The 14,339-nt window shown below is 62.9% G+C and carries 15 protein-coding genes and 1 pseudogene; 13 read left to right on the top strand and 3 right to left on the bottom strand.

Annotation, left to right across the window (positions count from 1 at the left end):
• Positions 1-17 precede the first annotated feature (17 nt).
• The 13 genes and pseudogenes from NKI08_RS22890 to NKI08_RS22950 all read left to right on the top strand — a co-directional run bounded on the left by NKI08_RS22890 (position 18) and on the right by NKI08_RS22950 (position 11,174).
• Entirely contained in the window at positions 18-257 is a 240-nt protein-coding gene (locus tag NKI08_RS22890) for a sunset domain-containing protein (protein WP_352772295.1), read from the top strand.
• A gap of 487 nt (positions 258-744) precedes the next feature.
• A complete protein-coding gene (locus tag NKI08_RS22895) occupies positions 745-1,707 on the top strand; it encodes an ArdC family protein (RefSeq protein WP_352772298.1) in 963 nt (320 codons plus the stop codon).
• A complete protein-coding gene (locus NKI08_RS22900) occupies positions 1,704-1,874 on the top strand; it encodes a hypothetical protein (RefSeq protein ID WP_352706928.1) in 171 nt (56 codons plus the stop codon). The genes NKI08_RS22895 and NKI08_RS22900 overlap by 4 nt, the downstream gene beginning before the upstream one ends.
• A gap of 45 nt (positions 1,875-1,919) precedes the next feature.
• Positions 1,920-2,327 (top strand): DUF2958 domain-containing protein, encoded by a 408-nt coding sequence (locus NKI08_RS22905; protein ID WP_352772301.1) that lies wholly within the window; start codon positions 1,920-1,922, stop codon positions 2,325-2,327.
• A 177-nt stretch (positions 2,328-2,504) separates the two neighbouring features.
• Positions 2,505-4,139, top strand: a complete 1,635-nt coding sequence (locus NKI08_RS22910) for a ParB/RepB/Spo0J family partition protein (protein ID WP_502899658.1) — start codon at positions 2,505-2,507, stop codon at positions 4,137-4,139.
• Between the two features lie 545 nt (positions 4,140-4,684).
• The gene (locus NKI08_RS22915) at positions 4,685-5,008 is read left to right on the top strand and encodes a DUF736 domain-containing protein (protein ID WP_023672372.1); all 324 of its coding nucleotides are present in this window, start codon (positions 4,685-4,687) and stop codon (positions 5,006-5,008) included.
• A gap of 151 nt (positions 5,009-5,159) precedes the next feature.
• On the top strand, positions 5,160-5,429 hold the full coding sequence (locus tag NKI08_RS22920) for a helix-turn-helix transcriptional regulator (RefSeq protein ID WP_352468501.1): 270 nt from the start codon (positions 5,160-5,162) through the stop codon (positions 5,427-5,429).
• The gene (gene lepB / locus NKI08_RS22925) at positions 5,426-5,974 is read left to right on the top strand and encodes a signal peptidase I (RefSeq protein ID WP_352772305.1); all 549 of its coding nucleotides are present in this window, start codon (positions 5,426-5,428) and stop codon (positions 5,972-5,974) included. The genes NKI08_RS22920 and lepB overlap by 4 nt, the downstream gene beginning before the upstream one ends.
• A complete protein-coding gene (locus NKI08_RS22930) occupies positions 5,962-6,648 on the top strand; it encodes a lytic transglycosylase domain-containing protein (RefSeq protein WP_352772309.1) in 687 nt (228 codons plus the stop codon). Before lepB ends, NKI08_RS22930 begins: the two co-directional genes overlap by 13 nt.
• Before the next feature lie 193 nt (positions 6,649-6,841).
• A complete protein-coding gene (gene rlxS, locus NKI08_RS22935; protein ID WP_352772312.1) occupies positions 6,842-8,812 on the top strand; it encodes a relaxase/mobilization nuclease RlxS in 1,971 nt (656 codons plus the stop codon).
• An 82-nt stretch (positions 8,813-8,894) separates the two neighbouring features.
• Positions 8,895-9,696, top strand: a pseudogene (locus NKI08_RS22940) (class I tRNA ligase family protein); the annotation flags it as partial.
• A 45-nt stretch (positions 9,697-9,741) separates the two neighbouring features.
• Positions 9,742-10,137: an FMN-binding negative transcriptional regulator gene (locus NKI08_RS22945; RefSeq protein ID WP_352453596.1), complete on the top strand. Its 396-nt coding sequence runs from the start codon at positions 9,742-9,744 to the stop codon at positions 10,135-10,137.
• Between the two features lie 893 nt (positions 10,138-11,030).
• Complete coding sequence (locus tag NKI08_RS22950) at positions 11,031-11,174, top strand: hypothetical protein (RefSeq protein WP_352502718.1); 144 nt, start codon at positions 11,031-11,033, stop codon at positions 11,172-11,174.
• Positions 11,175-11,389: 215 nt separating this feature from the next.
• Here the strand turns inward: NKI08_RS22950 and NKI08_RS22955 are convergent, their stop codons facing one another.
• The 3 genes from NKI08_RS22955 to NKI08_RS22965 form a co-directional block, all read right to left on the bottom strand.
• Positions 11,390-11,899: a GNAT family N-acetyltransferase gene (locus tag NKI08_RS22955; protein WP_352772317.1), complete on the bottom strand. Its 510-nt coding sequence runs from the start codon at positions 11,897-11,899 to the stop codon at positions 11,390-11,392.
• The gene (locus NKI08_RS22960) at positions 11,900-12,184 is read right to left on the bottom strand and encodes a type II toxin-antitoxin system TacA family antitoxin (RefSeq protein WP_352453587.1); all 285 of its coding nucleotides are present in this window, start codon (positions 12,182-12,184) and stop codon (positions 11,900-11,902) included.
• Between the two features lie 535 nt (positions 12,185-12,719).
• Positions 12,720-13,904: a glycosyltransferase family 9 protein gene (locus NKI08_RS22965; RefSeq protein ID WP_352772320.1), complete on the bottom strand. Its 1,185-nt coding sequence runs from the start codon at positions 13,902-13,904 to the stop codon at positions 12,720-12,722.
• Positions 13,905-14,339: the final 435 nt, after the last annotated feature.

Below are 14,339 nucleotides of genomic sequence, written 5' to 3' on the forward strand. Positions count from 1 at the left end.
TCGAAGGACGTTCCGTTGTGGGCAAAGATCGTTGCTGGTGGAACAATCTGGCTGGCTTTCTTGCCTTCGAAATCGGCCCTGCCGCTCTCGGCTGCAACATCAAAGCCAATATCAGCTACAACACGGGCGAGCGCATCTATCATGTTCCCGGACAGGAATATTACTGGGAGACGCGCATCAACCTGTTGAAAGGCGAGCGCTGGTTTTGTTCGGAGGAAGCCGCGCGCAAGGCTGGGTGGCGGAAGTCTCGGGTCTGAGCGTCCGTGGTAAATGCTTGCGAAAATGCTGCATTGCACATGTTTTCGGTGCAGCATTCATTTGAAGTATTTATCGCGATCCGTTCGAAAAATCTGTCCAGCCTGCCGTCCTGGCGGGCGCCCGCGCGCCTGACGACGCGCACCAGGTGCTCGTGAACCGAGCCCGCTTTTGTTCGGCAAGCTCAGGCGGTCTCGGCCATTCGGCTTCGCCCCTTGGCGTGGGCAGCCCTTCGGGCTGAGACGGCCGCCGCCCTTGCGGGCGGCGGGGTTCGTCTGTTGGCCTTTCCCGGTGGCGCGGGGTGGGCGGCACTCCCTTCTAGGCCCGCCGCGGCAGCCCGCAACCCTTCGCGTGCCGCTCAGGGTCCTCCTCTTCGTTCCGGTCCTTCGGATGCGGTCCGCCTCCCACGGCGGGCCTTTCCGGTCGCGACTCGCCGCCCACCCCGCTTCCGGGGAAAGGCGCGGCGATTGGCGAGCGGAGGATGAGACGATGCATGCAAACAGCAAGTGTACCCCCAGCGGAGAGGCTGGCGCAGGCAAGGGCGGGCGCCCCGGCGCCAGCCTTTATCAGGAGATCACGGACCGCATCATTGCCGAACTGGAGCGCGGCACCGTGCCATGGGTCAAGCCATGGGGCAGCGCAAAGGCAGGCCTTGGCCTGCCGAGAAATGCATCCTCTGGGCGCATCTATTCCGGCATCAATATCCTCATCCTGTGGGGCGCGGTCATCGAGCGCAGCTATCCCAGCCAGAACTGGCTCACCTTCCGGCAGGCGCTCGTCCTTGGCGGCAATGTCAGGAAGGGCGAGCGCGGCACGACCATCGTGCATGCCGACCGCTTTGTCCCCAAGGACGAGAAGGAGCGCGCACGCCACGAGGGCGATGAACCACAGGCCGTGCCTTTTTTGAAGCGCTTCACCGTCTTCAATGTCGCGCAGTGCGATAATCTTCCGGAAGACCTCTATGCCGCCGCCGAGCCGCTGCCTCAGTGCGAGATCGTGCCGCAGGCCGAGACGCTCATTCGCGCCAGCGGTGCGGATTTCAGGGTCGGCGGCGATCGCGCTTTCTACATGCTGGGCAGCGACCACATTCAGGTGCCGCCGCAGCCGGCGTTCCATCACCAGATCGACTATTACCGGACCTGCTTTCACGAGCTTGGCCACTGGACCGGCCACCCGACGCGGCTTGCTCGCGACCTCTCCGGCTCGTTCGGCTCCAAGGCTTACGCGCGTGAAGAATTGGTCGCCGAAATCACTGCCGCCTTCGTCTGCAGCAATCTCGGTATCGAGCCGACCGTGCGTCATGCCGATTACGTCGGCTCATGGCTGAAGGTGCTGCGCGAGGACAACCGCGCCATCTTCCGTGCCGCCAGTCTTGCCTCCAAGGCCGCCGATTTCCTGCTTGGCCTTCAGGCCGATGCCGAAGGCGAGGCGCAGGAAGGGATTGCGGCATGACGATGCGCGATCCTCAACTGACCGCGAGCGAGCCGACGCCGCAAGGCGAGCAGATGCTCATTCCCGGTGTCCGGCCGATCACCACGCGCGATCGGCTCACCCTCCTGATGGACGCCGATGTGTCCGCGCGCGGCGCAAAAGCCGCTCGATATCGGCCTCTTCGATGAAGCCAGCAGAAATCAACTCGACCTGTTCTGACAAGGAGTCTTTCCATGATCCTGATCACCGATCCACTGCGCGCACGACTGCTCGCCAATGGCGCCGCCGACGCCGACATCGACCATTTTCCCGTTGTGAAACTGTTTAATCCCACAGGTGCCGCGACGTGGCTTCTGAGCGAACTTGACGCCGATGGCGGCACGCTGTTCGGTCTTTGCGATCTCGGCTTCGGCTTCCCCGAACTCGGCAGCGTCAGTCTGGCCGAGCTTGCATCCGTAAAAGGTCCGCTTGGCCTCGGCATCGAGCGCGACCTGCATTTCCAGGCGCGCTTTCCGCTCTCGGTCTATGCCGAAGCCGCTCGCATTTGCGGCCACATCACCGAGGCCGAGCGACCTCTGCGGCAGGCAGCAGACGCCCTTTCAAAGCCCCATTCCGAGCTTCCGCCCGACACGGCGGAATAGCAGCGCCGATAGGCGCAAAAACCGTCCCGCCGCGCCGGCCTTCGGCCTCTGCGGCCGGGACACCCTCAACCAAAGCGAAGGAGAGTAACCATGCAGCTTGCCCACATCCCCCTAGATCAGCTCAACATTTCCGCGCTCAACATGCGCCATTGAAAACGCGCGCCCGACATATCCGACATCCTGCCGTCCGTGCGCGCGCGCGGCGTGCTGGTGCCTCTCCTTGTGCGGCCCAACGGCCAGCCGGAAACCTTCGAGATCGTTGCCGGCAGGCGGCGCTATTTCGCCGCGAAATCGCTTGCCGACGAGCGCGGCGAAGGCGATCCCTTGCCCTGCGCCATCATGGAGGACGGTGACGACGCCGATGCGCTGGAAGCTTCGCTGATCGAAAACCTCGCCCGCCTTGATCCTGACGAAGTATCGCAATGGGAGACGTTTTCGCGGCTCGTCAGGCAAGGCCGCACCGTTCCAGACATCGCTGCGACCTTCGGCATCACTGACCTGAAGGTCAAACGCATTCTGGCGCTTGGCGACCTCTTGCCCAAAATCCGCGAAGCCTATCGCCGCGAGGAGATCGACGCCGAGACGGTGCGCCATCTCACCATGGCGTCCAAGGCGCAGCAGAAGGACTGGCTGGCACTGTCTGCCGATCCCGATCAATACGCGCCGCGTGGCTTTCAATTGAAGCAATGGCTGTTCGGCGGCCAGTCGATTTCCACCAAGGTGGCGCTGTTTGCCATCGACGAATACCCCGGCCTGATCACGTCGGACCTGTTCGGCGAGGACAGCTATTTCGCCGATGCCGACCTGTTCTGGCAAAAGCAGAACGAAGCGATTGCCGCCAGACGCGACACCTATCTGAACGACGGCTGGAGCGAGGTGGTGCTGCTGGAGCCGGGCCAGTATTTCTACCCATGGGACCACAAGAAGACCCCGAAGAAGAAGGGCGGCAAGGTCTTCATCGCGGTCACGTATCGCGGCGAGGTCGAGTGTCACGAGGGCTGGCTGTCACGCAAGCAAGCCCGCCGCGCCCGCGAGGGCGGCGAGCAAGAAGAAACAGCCGCCAAGCCGCCGCGCCCCGAACTCACCGGCCCGATGCAGAACTATGTCGATCTGCATCGCCATGCTGCCGTGCGTGCGGCCATGCTCGACCATCCCGCCGTGGCGCTGCGACTCGTGGTGGCGCACGCCATCACCGGTTCCGGCCTGTGGCAGGTGCGCCGTGAGCCACAGCGCGCAGTCAACGAGACGGTGACTGCCAGCCTTGCCGGCTGCAAGGCTGAAGCTGCATTCGGCAAAAAGCGGCGCGAGGTGTTGGCCCTGGTCGGATCACCGGATGAGGATGGAGTGGTGGCCGGCAGCAATGGCGACGCCTTTGCTATCGCCGGCGTGTTCGCCCGCCTCTTGGCGCTGTGCGACGACGATGTCATGCGCGTTCTCACCCTTGTCATGGCCGAGACGCTTGCAGCCGGCAGCGCCGTCATCGAGGCGCTCGGCAACCATCTGAACGTGGATATGGGCGCATGGTGGGAACCGGACGATGCGTTCTTCGACCTCTTGCGCGACAAGGAAATCGCCAATTCGATGCTGGCCGAGGTCGGCGGCAAGCTGGTCGCGGATGGCAATGTCGCCGAGAAGGTCAAGACGCAAAAGAAGATCATCCGTGACTTCCTGGCGGGCGAGAATGGCCGCCAGTGGGTCGAGACCTGGCTGCCGCGCTGGATGAAATTCCCCGCCGAAAGCTACACCAGCCGCGGCGGCTTCCGCACCGCCGATCAATGGGCACAAGTGCAGCCGCTGTTCGTCCGCGAATAATCGATCAGGGCCCGAGCGGCGGTTCTCTCGAGTACCGCCGCTCAGGTCTCGCGCGCCGCTCCGGGCCGCGCCGGCTGGCGATTGGTCGTCTTGTCGAGCCAGTGCCGCGCGCGAGAAATCCCGACGCCAACTCGCCCCCATTTCGGCAGCCCTGCACCACGCCGGGTTGCTTGCCGAGGCGCTCCGCGCATGGGCCAATTACCGATCCGGTTGGCGACAGAGCCCCCGCAGCCAGCGCCCTGTAATGCCGCCTGCTCGTTTGTGTCATCGGATCGCGCCACCTGTCTCCATGTGTCTCAGGAACCATTCCCCTGCGGCTGGCTTGACGACCTATGGGCGGATCCGGCCCGCCCGAAACCCTCGCCAGCAGCTTTTTTCCCCGCCGCCTGCGGCGGCTTCCTCGCGCCGCTTCACTTCAAAAAAGCTGCCCGCTCGGGTCCTCCGCTATCGCTGCGGCCGTCCCGGTTCCGGCGGTCCGGACGCGCCCATCACGGTCCGCCATCGCAGGGGAATGGTCCCCGGCGAGCACCAAAAGGAGACTAAAAATGACCGCGATCGGATACGTCACCAAACAGGAAAACGGCGGCTACAAGGGCCAGCTCAAGACGCTTAGCGTCCGCGCCGACATCGACATCGTGCCCAATCAGGCAAAGAGCGCCGACACCCATCCCGACTTCCGGGTGCTGACGCAAGGGGTCGAAGTAGGGGCCGGCTGGATCCGCACCGGCGAGACCTCCGGCAAGGACTATGTGAGCCTGTCGATTGCCGCCCCGGAGTTCGGCCCGCGCAAGCTCTACGCCAATCTCGGCCGCGCCGCCGGCCAGGATGACGACGACACATACGCCATCATCTGGAACCCGGTCGACTGAACCGCCAGCCTCGAGCCCCGCCCCGCAACCGGCGCGGGGCTCTTCTCAAGAAGGGGCGGCGAAAACTCGCCCCCCACTCTTCACCCGTCCCCAAAACGATCTCGCTCGCCGATCCTCGCCTTCGCTTGTCCGTAACGAAACGAGGATCATCATGGACGACGAAAACGAACGCGCGGCCCGCGCGAAGAAGGGCAGTCCGTTTCTCAACACCGCGCAGGCCGCATTCTACATCGGGCTGTCCCAGCGCACGCTGGAGAAGATGCGGCTCAAAGGCGGTGGCCCGCAATTCCGCAAGCACGGCCGCTATGTTCGGTATCACATCGACGAGCTCGACGACTGGTCGAAAGGGCGCGCGCAGGAGACCAGGCCCGAGGATGGCGGCCACGATTCCGGCTCGGCCGGTGCGGGAGGCCGCTCATGAGCCGGCGTCCCACCATCCGTCTGATCGGCAGCCATCTGCGGCGCATTCGGGCGCGCAAGACGATCGCCCTGGCCACAATAGGCCTCGGCCTGATCGGCTTCGCCGCTTTCGACAACCCATCGCCCTGGCTGGTCTGGAACGCCTCGGTGAGTGCGCCGGTCGGCCTCTATCGCGTCGCGTCCGGATCGCCGGCTCGTGGCGATCTGGTGCTCGTCCGCCCGCCAAAACCGGTCGCCGATCTCGCCGCCGAACGCTTCTATCTGCCCAGCAATGTGCCGCTGGTCAAGCGCCTTGCCGCGCTGCCTGGCGAGCATGTCTGCGCCTTCGGCGACGCCATCATCATCGGCGGCGAGATTGTCGCGCGCCGGCTGGCAACCGACACGCAGCACCGTCCGCTGCCTTGGTGGAATGCCTGCCGCAAGCTCGCCGCCGACGAGTTTTTCCTGCTCGGCAACGATAGAAACCGCTCCTTCGACAGCCGCTATTTCGGGCCGGTGCCGGCCGAAAATATTGTCGGGAGGCTGGTGCCGCTATGGACCGAGTAACCCTCCTGATGCTGGGCATGGTCGCGATAGCGCCATGCGCCTGTTCCGCCGCGACCGACGCTCAGCCGGCCGCCATCTCCCGTGGTCCGCAGCTGGCAAGATGGCAGCCCTTGGTAGCCGAAGCAAGCCGGCGTTTCAGCATTCCACAGCCCTGGATTTATGCCGTCATGGATGCCGAAAGCCGGGGGCAGACAATGCTGGACGGACGGCCGATCGCCTCACACGCCGGCGCTATTGGCCTCATGCAGGTGATGCCCGGCACCTACGAGGAGATGCGCGCAGAGCTTGGCCTGGGAGCCGATCCGCACGACCCTCGCGATAACATTCTGGCAGGCACTGCCTATCTGCGCGCCATGTATGACCGCTTCGGCTTTCCCGGCCTGTTTGCCGCCTATAACGCTGGGCCGGACCGCTACGAACAGCATTTGCAGCGTGGGCGACCGCTGCCCAGCGAGACGGTTTCGTATCTGGAAGAGCTCAAGGCGGCGGGGATCGCGGCCGCCGACATGGACGCGTTCACCGGCAAATCCCGTTCCGGAAAAGCGCCGGAAATCCCGTCCGGGCAGTCGCTGTTTTTCCTGCGAAACGGTGTTTCCGCGACCGATCCGAATGGCCAAATTGTGGTGCCGCTCGGATCGGAGCGAGCAAGGTCAGGCCGGCCGGATCGCAGGTGAGGGCAGGGGTACCGTGGGTCGGGCGGGGCAGGGATGCAGGGAGGCAGGTCCGCGGAAGGCAAGATAAAGGCATCGCCTCCTGGAGGCGGCGAAGTCTTTGTCTGCACATCGTGTTCCACGGAGGCTGCCTTCAGCGTCAGGAGAGCTGCTGCCGACAAACCTCTGATATTGCTTAAGATTGCTAGGAGGCTCAATGCAGGATGAAGAGTTCAAGCCGAGCCTGGGCAAAATCGGATCGCGCGGCTCGAAGGCAGGCAAGCGTTTCGCCGGCCAGATCCGCGCCGCGATCAACCGAGCCGGCGGCGGCAGCGGTCGCCGTGGCCGCTTCATCGGAAGCCGGGCGGGGCGCGGCGGGGCTGCTGCCGCCGTTCTCAGAGCGCGCGACCCCCACGCGGCGTTTCGGCAGCGGCGCGCCGTCGTCAAGGCGCGTATCGTCAAGCTGGCCGGCAAGGGTGTTGACGGGGCACGTGCACACCTTCGCTACCTCCAGCGCGACGGCGTCACCCGCGAAGGCGAGCCTGGCGAGCTCTATAGCGCCGACAGCGACCGCGTTGATGGCAAGGCCTTCATCGATCGTGCCGATGGCGACCGGCATCAGTTCCGCTTCATCGTCGCCCCTGAAGACGGCATCGAGTATGATGACTTGAAGCCGCTCACGCGGCGCCTCATGGCGCAGATGGAAGAAGACCTCGGCACTAGGCTCGACTGGGTGGCCGTCGATCATTTCAACACTGGTCATCCGCATACCCATATTATCGTCCGCGGCAAGGACGACCGCGACGAAAACCTCGTCATCGCGCGGGACTACATCTCGTCTGGAATCCGTGAACGGGCGGCCGAGCTGGTCAGCCTCGACCTTGGCCCGAGAACGGACCGCGAGATCGTGCAACGCCTGCGCCAGGAAATGGAGCGGGAACGCTTCACCAGCATCGATCGGCAGCTGCTCCGCATGCGCGACCATGAGGGGCATGTCTCACCGGCCAGCCGAGACACGTTTCGCCAGACGCTGCACCAGGGCCGCCTGCGCAAGCTCGAGCGGATGGGTCTGGCTGAGGAAGTCGGCTCGGGCCACTGGCGCCTTGATGGCGAGCTTGAAGCGACACTGCGCCGCATCGGCGAGCGGGGCGACATCATCAAGACCATGCACCGCGAACTGACCGGCAAGGGGCTCGCCCGCAGTGCCGCCGACTATGTTGTCCATGATCGATCTGCAGAGCAGATGCAGCCTGTCGTCGGCCGCATCATTGCGCGCGGCCTGGCCGACGAAATCACTGACCGCCATTACCTCGTCGTCGACGCCGTAGACGGCAAAAGCCACTATGTTGATATCGGCAAAGGCGAGGCAACCCAACCGACGGCAGAGGGCTGCATAGTGCGGGTCACGCCGAGGGACACCGGGCCAAGGCAAGTCGACCGCACAATTGCCGAGATCGCCACGGCCCATGACGGGCGCTACAGCATCGATATCCATCTCAAGCATGACCAGTCGGCCACCGAACGCTTTGCCGAAACGCACGTGCGGCGACTGGAGGCGATCCGCCGGGCGACCGGTGGTGTCGAGCGCGAGCCGGACGGTACATGGACTATCGCGCCGGACCATCTCGACCGCGTCGCGGGCTACGAGCGTCAGCGAGCGAGGGCCGAGCCGGTTGTCGTCGACAAGCTCTCATCAATGCTGCTGGAGAGCCAAGTCAGCTTCGACGGCGCCACCTGGCTCGATCGAGAGCTGGTTTCCGACACACCGGAGGCCTTGCACAGCTCTGGTTTCGGCCGCGATGTCCGAGAGGCGCAAGGCCGCCGACGGCAGTGGCTGATTGCGCAAGGTCTTGCTCGGGAAGAGCAGGACCGGATCGTCTATCGCGCCAACATGCTTTCTATCCTGCGTCAACGTGAGCTGAACCGTGTTGCCGGTCAACTGTCTGACGAACTCGGACTCTCGTATTCCGAAGCGCAGCCTGGTGATCGAATAGAGGGTCGATTGCGCCGCTCGATCGACCTTGCCAGCGGCAAGTACGTCATAGTCGAGAAGGCGCGCGAGTTCACGCTGGTACCATGGAGGCCAGTGCTTGATCGGTCTGTTGGCAAGGAGGTGTCTGGTGTCATGGGTGGGGAGGGGATTTCATGGACCATCGGCCGGCAGAGAAGCGGACCAAGCATTTCGTGACATGGCCTACACAACTTCTTTTGCCCGCGTTGAACTTAGTCCGGACGGAGTTCGCCTGCTAATCGCCCGCGGCATTGATTTGGCGAGGGATAAATGGCTGCAGGACATTCTGGTGCGCTTCGAGCGCATGCGCGGCAAGAACGTGCTGTGGCAGCCCGGCATGGATCACGCCGGCATCGCCACGCAGATGGTGATCGAGCGCCAGCTTATGGAGAAGCAGATCCACCGCCGTGACCTGACGCGCGACGAGCTCATTGAGAAAGTCTGGGAGTGGAAAGCCGAATCCGGCGGCGCGATCTTCAACCAGTTGAAGCGGCTGGGGGCCTCGGCCGACTGGAGCCGAGAACGTTTCACCATGGACGAGGGCCTGTCCAGGGCGGTGCTCGAAGTGTTCGTCACGCTCTACAAGGAAAGGCCTGACCTACAAGGACAAGCGCTTGTCAACTGGGACCCGAAGCTCTTGACCGCGAGTCCGACCTTGAGGTCGAACAGCAGGAGGTCAACGGCAATCTCTGGCATTTCCGCTACCCCGTCGAGGGCGAGGTTTTGGATCCGGAAAATCCTAAAACCTTCATCACCGTGGCGACGACCCGCCCGGAGACGATGCTGGGCGATATGGCGGTCGGCGGTGCATCCCGACGACGAGCGTTTCCGGCATCTTGTCGGCAAGAACCTCATCCTCTGCCGATCGTCGGCCGCAGGATCGCGGTGGTGGCGGACGAGTATTCTGATCCGGAGAAAGGCAGCCGCGCGGTCAAGATCACGCCGGCGCACGACTTCAACGAATTTGAGGTCGGCAGGCGCCAGAAGTTGCCGGCGATCAATATTCTCACCATAGAGGGGCGGTCACCCTCACGGACAATGACGACTGTCTCGCCGGGCTGGAGGTGGCGCCGTAGCGCCATGCGGTCCGGGACGAGCTCGACGGTCTGACGCTTACATCTCGCCGAACTGGTCCAAGCAAGCATGAATTCCATAACCAGGCGCCGACGTGGAACTATCTCGTCGTCCACGCCCACGGACGCATCACTGTCCGGGATGATGAGCGCTATGTGCGCCGTAACGTGGCGAAGCTCACTCACATGCATGAAGCCTCGCAGCCTGCCCCGTGGAAGATGGGCGACGCGCCGAAGGACTTCATTGACACGATGGTGAAGGCGATCGTCGCCCTGGAAATCGAGATCACCAGCCTGGTTGGTAAATCAAAACTCAGCCAGAACAAAGAGGTGCGCGACATTCAGAACGCTGGTGAAATGCTGAATGCCCGAGGCGTCAATGGGATGGGAGAAGCGATGCTCGCGGTTGCGGCGGCCAAATCCCAATAGCAACTATCTTGTCCCGACAAGCCGCTGGTGCTGGATTTCCAACGGGTGACCTTGAGAGACAAATGCTTCGGCTCGCCGGAAACGCGACCAGCATCTGACCACCCGCTATGCGGCAGATGGACAAGAACTCAGGCCGCCATCGCCAGCCACATCCGCAATGCCGCCGGATCGATGGAAGCTGCTTACCCCGCCAGTCTCTCCGGTCATGCCGCCTGCGTCGTTAATACCTTGAACAGCAGCCTGGCGGTTAAACCGCCTTGCGTGTTCGGTATGGCGGCACAGCGGTTTGGAGATCGGCGAACGCCACGCCCCACGGTAGCGATGCCTCGCATGACCAAGCAGCGGCATGTGCGGCAGGCTTGCACCCGCTTCAGATGCGAGACGGGTCAAGACAATCATCCTGCACAACGCCACGCGGCGGTGAGCCGGTTTCGAAAAGGGCCGGCCCCGGCCGTTCATACAAGTGGAGTTGGGGGCGCGGGGCCGGATCAAGCCTATCGCGTTGGACCCGCCGGGACCGCGCGTACATCATCCCGGCAACGCCAGGCGCTCGCCTCGCGTCATGCGGGCTTCGGCTTGGCGCGCCGAATGTCTGGACCGGCATCGCGGAGCAATGGCGCACCAGTCTACGACATGGTGCGTAGTCGCCATGCTGCCCCTGGCCAGATCGTAGATGACCTCGGCTTGTTCGCCATGGCGAGCCGAAGCACGTTGACGGCCGTGCCGGGTGATGCGCCGTCCCAGACTATCATCCCAAAATCGGCGCGCGCCATCTCCCGGTCTTTGGCGGCGTAGATCCAGTATCCTCTAGCACCTTCAGGAGACGGGACCCGGTAGGCAGCCCAGTCGCCCAGATCATTGCGGGGTTCCTTGGCCGCATGGAAGACCCCGACATGTTTGTAGCCGTAGCCCGCGAGCAGGCCCTGCGCCTCGGCATCGGCTCCAGACGCGTCGCCAATCAGCACGCCGTGCACGGCAACAACGATTGGGCGGATCCGAGCGATGGCAGGTTCCGTCAGCTCAAATATCTCGCGTGAACCCCCTATGAATATCATCGACGTTCATGACTTTCCCTTCTCTCCAGGGCTCCCTCGCTCTGACCGCCGTCTCCCTCTGGCCCTGCGTGAGGGGTCACCCGAACGCCGAGACGGCGAAGCCGGCTCGGGGAGCGGCGGGACGCCGCAACTAGACCCCGGTCGGCGGCAGGCCGGCGCGCAGACCTGCCGTTTCCGGAGGCGCTACGCGCGCGGAGCTAGTGGCCTTTGTCGGCCAGCCAGAGGCTCACGTCCTGGATCGAGCGCATGAGCACCGACGGATTGTCCCGCGCGGGAATGAAGCCCCAGCTCTGCCAGTAGCGCTCTGCCTCGTGGTCGATCGCCCGCACCACCACCGCGCGGCCGCCGACGATGTCGGCGCCGGCGACGCAGCGATACAGCGCGTCCTTGACCAAGCCGCTACCGACGCCTTGTCCGGCATAGCGGTGGTCGACGGCGAGTTGTCCGATCAGCAGGCAGGGGATCGGATCGGGCGGGCGTCCGGTGCGGATGGCGCGCGGTGCGCTATTTGGCTGGATCACGCCCGGCGCGAGGCCGCAATACCCGACGACTGTTCCCTCGTCGTGAACGACCAGGACGCGGGTAAACCCGCGGGCCTGGTTCGTTCGCGCGAAGCCGGCCAGCCAAGCATTGAGCGCCGGCTTGCCGCAATCGAAGCTGTCGAGGCGGTGTGCGTGGTCGAGGAGTTCGATGCCTGAAAGCGCCACCTAGCGGTCCCAGGGCGGGGACCGACGCAGCCGCTCGGCCGCCTTCGCCGGGGGCGCAGCGGCCGGGGCTGAGATCGCCTGCATGAAGGCGTCATAGGCTTCCGGGGACACGCGGATGACGGTTTCGTTGAGGATGGCCGCCTGCGCCTCGTGCAGCGCGGCGCGCCGCATGAACTCCGTGCGCGACAGGCCGAGCAGCTCCGCGCCGCGGTCGATGATGGTGAGATCATCGTCGCGAAACCGCATCGAGACGGGTGCTTCCTTCCTGGTGGGTGTGGTGGCCATGGCGCGCTCCTGTGCTGCGGACGTATATACGTTAGTGTAACGCGGAACGCAATACTACGTTCCCTGGCGACGTCTCGTGGCGGATGGTCTCAGGATTTCTCGCCGCATCGGTTCTTCTCGGCTTCTCGCCCCAGTCGCCATTGCCGCAACCCAGAGCAAGGTGGCTTTGGTCAGCTCCGGCGGATCAATTAGTTAGAAAGCGCATTTGTTTTTGGCGGCCGGATGAGCGGGTCCAGAAGCGAAGTCGCTGCCATGACTGTCGCCGGACGAGCTCCGGCTATCCCGAAGCTGATGAACATCTGACGCGATGGCGACTTTCGGGCCGTCACGCCACAAAGGAGGAACGGCTATGAAGGCTGGGCGGCGGCACTTTCATTCTCAGGCGCCGCTCTATGCCACCTGTCGGCCAATGTGACATCGCCACTGCGGTCCTTCGAACAAGTCGATTCGATTCTGAATTTCGGCCTTTAGATGATTGTAGCGATTGAATCAGCGACAAGGGCTGGGCAATCGCGGTTGTGGTGACCGCGAGCCACTAAGCTTGTGCCGTACCCTTACAATGATTCATCAAGGCGTTTACCTCGGCAATCACGAGATCCGGCGTGATGTCGAACTTGCATCGGACTTTGACCGGACAATGCCGCACTTGGTCCAGACCACATCCGCGACATTCAATAACACTCATAAGCATGCTGACCAAGGGACCTCGAAACCCCCAAATCTCCGGTAGATGTGACGCCGTGAAAATGCCGATAGTAGGGCGGCCAAGCTGGGCAGCGACATGGCCGGCGCCTGAATTGTTCGAAACGACGAGGGCGGCCGAATTCACGAGACAATTGAATTCCAATTCTGACAAGTCGACAGCCGTCCGAATGTTCGCGGCCCCACGTTCCCTAGCGATCCTCGCAACCTCCTCAAGCGCTTCCAGGCATTCGCCACGGCCAACGAGGACCACCTCACCACGGGTCGAAAGAGCAGCGACAACTTTGCCAAAACTTTCAATCGGCCAATCTCGCAGGCTGGAATTGGAGAACGGAGCCACGACAATCGGGGCATTGCCTGTAGTCGAATTCTGTGGGTGACCCGCTCCGCTTTCGAAATAGGCAGCTGCCTTTGCGACCAGAAAGAGGAGGATTTCTGACACATGCTGGAGACGCACCTGCTTACGGTCAATGAACCAATCAAGCCATCTACGGGGGATTTTGTTAGCAAGCCCTATTTTTTGGACCAGCTTGTAGAAAATGGTTCTGCGCAGTTTCAGATTGAATGGCGCTATCGCAATATCGATCTGATGCATGCTGTACGGATCAACTATCGCCGCACGGTGCCTGGCGGGAACTTCAAGCAAGATCGGCCTTGTTTCTTCCGGAACACGCATATCAATGGCAAGATCAAACTCGCCGGTCAGCAGCGGCCTTATGTCCGCGGCTTCTTTGCGCGTTTTGACTTTTGGGTTGCGAGGAAAAAAGTCAAAAGCAACGTGATCGTCGGCGAGGTCGAACTGTTTTGCAGTAGCGATATTCCAGCTTCCCACCACCAGCGTAATGTGGGCATGCGCAAAACGCTGACGAAGGTCCTTTAGAGGCCCTAGAGACATCCAAAAGTCGCCGACATGATCAAGCTTGAGGACCAAAATTCTCATCCTTGCGCTTGACTGTTCCGGCTCTTCCCAGCTGCGGTATATAATTTGATTGCCGTCGTGCTTTGTAAAATATGCCATTGCCATTCCGAAGATTATACGGTCAACACTGATAGCCCAGTGACGCGTGTGTAGGTTGGAGTGCTCCCCACTTTGTCCGCGTCTCCGCAAGAATTCTGCCATCAGATCCAAGCCGCGCTCCAGCAGGAGCTGTTGGGCGAAGTCTGCATCTCTAGCGATGGTAGCGCGCCAAGAAAGCCAGCTATGTCCCGACCCGCAATGTGAAGGGCTTCGTCACGGTCTCGCATGCAGTGAGTTCGGCAACGCCGAGTAGACGGTGATCGCCAAGCCGCCGTCCCCAGATCTCGGAGCATAACGGCAGTGGCCTCGCTCTTTGGTCGATGCTGATCCTGAATGCGACCGTCGCCGCCGGCGACGACACCGCCGGCCGCATTGACCGTCTCGGGCACGTGGTCCCGCATCACGGTCGCTAGCAAGGACCCGCCGCAGCCGCTT

The sequence above is a fragment of the Mesorhizobium sp. M0768 genome, from assembly GCF_040320195.1.
In the GTDB taxonomy this organism is placed as follows: domain Bacteria; phylum Pseudomonadota; class Alphaproteobacteria; order Rhizobiales; family Rhizobiaceae; genus Mesorhizobium.

What these genes read in the sequence shown, in the direction of transcription:
- NKI08_RS22930 (WP_352772309.1), top strand. Translation starts at nt 5,962, where the DNA reads ATGGACCGAGTAACCCTCCTGATGCTGGGCATGGTCGCGATAGCGCCA.
- rlxS (WP_352772312.1), top strand. Translation starts at nt 6,842, where the DNA reads ATGCAGGATGAAGAGTTCAAGCCGAGCCTGGGCAAAATCGGATCGCGC.
- NKI08_RS22900 (WP_352706928.1), top strand. Translation starts at nt 1,704, where the DNA reads ATGACGATGCGCGATCCTCAACTGACCGCGAGCGAGCCGACGCCGCAA.
- NKI08_RS22905 (WP_352772301.1), top strand. Translation starts at nt 1,920, where the DNA reads ATGATCCTGATCACCGATCCACTGCGCGCACGACTGCTCGCCAATGGC.
- NKI08_RS22950 (WP_352502718.1), top strand. Translation starts at nt 11,031, where the DNA reads ATGTTTGTAGCCGTAGCCCGCGAGCAGGCCCTGCGCCTCGGCATCGGC.
- NKI08_RS22920 (WP_352468501.1), top strand. Translation starts at nt 5,160, where the DNA reads ATGGACGACGAAAACGAACGCGCGGCCCGCGCGAAGAAGGGCAGTCCG.
- NKI08_RS22965 (WP_352772320.1), bottom strand. Translation starts at nt 13,904, where the DNA reads ATGGCATATTTTACAAAGCACGACGGCAATCAAATTATATACCGCAGC.
- NKI08_RS22895 (WP_352772298.1), top strand. Translation starts at nt 745, where the DNA reads ATGCATGCAAACAGCAAGTGTACCCCCAGCGGAGAGGCTGGCGCAGGC.
- NKI08_RS22915 (WP_023672372.1), top strand. Translation starts at nt 4,685, where the DNA reads ATGACCGCGATCGGATACGTCACCAAACAGGAAAACGGCGGCTACAAG.
- NKI08_RS22960 (WP_352453587.1), bottom strand. Translation starts at nt 12,184, where the DNA reads ATGGCCACCACACCCACCAGGAAGGAAGCACCCGTCTCGATGCGGTTT.
- lepB (WP_352772305.1), top strand. Translation starts at nt 5,426, where the DNA reads ATGAGCCGGCGTCCCACCATCCGTCTGATCGGCAGCCATCTGCGGCGC.